The organism is Shewanella sp. NKUCC01_JLK (assembly GCF_019345615.1).
Classification (GTDB): domain Bacteria; phylum Pseudomonadota; class Gammaproteobacteria; order Enterobacterales; family Shewanellaceae; genus Shewanella; species Shewanella oncorhynchi.
Map to the genome: position 1 here is coordinate 1 of NZ_JAHKRD010000032.1, position 3,178 is coordinate 3,178.

General features: G+C 50.0%; 1 rRNA gene. It reads left to right on the forward strand.

The features are described 5' to 3' along the window. Positions 1-257 precede the first annotated feature (257 nt). Positions 258-3,160, forward strand: a 23S ribosomal RNA gene (locus tag KO537_RS22910). Positions 3,161-3,178: the final 18 nt, after the last annotated feature.

Consider the following 3,178-nt stretch of genomic DNA (forward strand, 5'->3'; position numbering starts at 1 on the left):
TCTTTAACAATTTGGAAAGCTGATAGTATTTAATTGCATGAGTCTGTCATGTGATTAATTACAAAACGTTTAATGCGAAAGCATTGAACATGAGTTCTCAAACACTTTATTAAGTGTCTTGAATATTCAAAAGTAAATTATTCTTTATTGAATAGTTTACGTCTAAGGCGCGTCCACTTCTTTGGTCAGAAGTGAGACAAGTAAAACCAAGCTGGTCGCAATGCGACTCAGGTGAGTGAAACTCATTTGGGTTGTATGGTTAAGCGACTAAGCGTATACGGTGGATGCCTTGGCAGTCAGAGGCGATGAAGGACGTAGTAACTTGCGAAAAGCGTTGGCGAGCTAGTAACAAGCATTTGAGCTAACGATGTCCGAATGGGGGAACCCAGCAGCATAAGCTGTTATCGCAACATGAATACATAGTGTTGCGAGGCGAACGAGGGGAACTGAAACATCTAAGTACCCTTAGGAAAAGAAATCAACCGAGATTCCCCTAGTAGCGGCGAGCGAACGGGGATTAGCCCTTAAGTCAGTGGGGTGTTAGTGGAATGCGTTGGAAAGCGCAGCGGCACAGGGTGATAGCCCCGTACATGAAAACTAACCATTGATGAAAACGAGTAAGGCGGGACACGTGACATCCTGTTTGAATATGGGGGGACCATCCTCCAAGGCTAAATACTCCTGACTGACCGATAGTGAACCAGTACCGTGAGGGAAAGGCGAAAAGAACCCCTGTGAGGGGAGTGAAATAGAACCTGAAACCGTATACGTACAAGCAGTGGGAGCGGTTCTTGAGACCGTGACTGCGTACCTTTTGTATAATGGGTCAGCGACTTACATTTTGTAGCGAGGTTAAGCGAATAGCGGAGCCGTAGGGAAACCGAGTGTTAACTGCGCGTTTAGTTGCAAGGTGTAGACCCGAAACCCGGTGATCTAGCCATGGGCAGGTTGAAGGTTGAGTAACATCAACTGGAGGACCGAACCGACTAATGTTGAAAAATTAGCGGATGACTTGTGGCTGGGGGTGAAAGGCCAATCAAACCGGGAGATATCTGGTTCTCCTCGAAAGCTATTTAGGTAGCGCCTCGAGCGAATACCATTGGGGGTAGAGCACTGTTAAGGCTAGGGGGTCATCCCGACTTACCAACCCTTTGCAAACTCCGAATACCAATGAGTACTACTCGGGAGACAGACGGCGGGTGCTAACGTCCGTCGTCAAAAGGGAAACAACCCAGACCGTCAGCTAAGGTCCCAAAGTACTAGCTAAGTGGGAAACGATGTGGGAAGGCTTAGACAGCTAGGATGTTGGCTTAGAAGCAGCCATCATTTAAAGAAAGCGTAATAGCTCACTAGTCGAGTCGGCCTGCGCGGAAGATGTAACGGGGCTAAGCTAGTCACCGAAGCTACGGGTGCACAGTTTACTGTGCGCGGTAGAGGAGCGTTCTGTAAGCCGTTGAAGGTGAAGGGGTAACCCACGCTGGAGGTATCAGAAGTGCGAATGCTGACATGAGTAACGATAAAGGGGGTGAAAAACCCCCTCGCCGAAAGACCAAGGGTTCCTGTCCAACGTTAATCGGGGCAGGGTGAGTCGACCCCTAAGGTGAGGCCGAAAGGCGTAATCGATGGGAAACAGATTAATATTTCTGTACTTCCGCTAACTGCGATGGAGAGACGGAGAAGGCTAGGCTAGCGCGGCGTTGGTAGTCCGCGTTTAAGGTGGTAGGTGGTGTTCTTAGGCAAATCCGGGGACACGTACTTTAATGTACACACTGAGAGCTGATGACGAGGTCCTAAGGGACTGAAGTAGTTGATGCCATGCTTCCAGGAAAATCTTCTAAGCTTCAGGTTAGTGGGAATCGTACCCCAAACCGACACAGGTGGTCGGGTAGAGAATACCAAGGCGCTTGAGAGAACTCGGCTGAAGGAACTAGGCAAAATGGTACCGTAACTTCGGGAGAAGGTACGCTCCTGTTGGTGATGAGACTTGCTCTCTAAGCTGACGGGAGTCGCAGATACCAGGTGGCTGCAACTGTTTATCAAAAACACAGCACTGTGCAAACTCGCAAGAGGAAGTATACGGTGTGACGCCTGCCCGGTGCCGGAAGGTTAATTGATTGGGTTATCGCAAGAGAAGCTCATGATCGAAGCCCCGGTAAACGGCGGCCGTAACTATAACGGTCCTAAGGTAGCGAAATTCCTTGTCGGGTAAGTTCCGACCTGCACGAATGGCGTAATGATGGCCACGCTGTCTCCAGCCGAGACTCAGTGAAGTTGAAATTGCGGTGAAGATGCCGTATACCCGCGGCTAGACGGAAAGACCCCGTGAACCTTTACTATAGCTTGGCACTGAACATTGAACCTACATGTGTAGGATAGGTGGGAGACTATGAAGTTGTGACGCTAGTCATGATGGAGTCGTCCTTGAAATACCACCCTTGTAGTTTTGATGTTCTAACCTAGGTCCCTTATCGGGATTAGGGACAGTGCCTGGTGGGTAGTTTGACTGGGGCGGTCTCCTCCCAAAGAGTAACGGAGGAGCACGAAGGTTGGCTAAGTACGGTCGGACATCGTACGGTTAGTGCAATGGCATAAGCCAGCTTAACTGCGAGACATACACGTCGAGCAGGTACGAAAGTAGGTCATAGTGATCCGGTGGTTCTGAATGGAAGGGCCATCGCTCAACGGATAAAAGGTACTCCGGGGATAACAGGCTGATACCGCCCAAGAGTTCATATCGACGGCGGTGTTTGGCACCTCGATGTCGGCTCATCACATCCTGGGGCTGAAGTCGGTCCCAAGGGTATGGCTGTTCGCCATTTAAAGTGGTACGCGAGCTGGGTTCAGAACGTCGTGAGACAGTTCGGTCCCTATCTGCCGTGGGCGTTGGATGATTGAAGGGAGCTGCTCCTAGTACGAGAGGACCGGAGTGGACGAACCGCTGGTGTTCGGGTTGTCATGCCAATGGCATTGCCCGGTAGCTACGTTCGGAATCGATAACCGCTGAAAGCATCTAAGCGGGAAGCGAGCCCTAAGATGAGTCATCCCTAGGAATTTAATTCCTCTAAAGAGCCGTTCGAGACTAGGACGTTGATAGGCATGGTGTGTAAGCGTTGTGAGGCGTTGAGCTAACATGTACTAATGACTCGAGAGGCTTAACCATACAACCCAGATGGGTTTT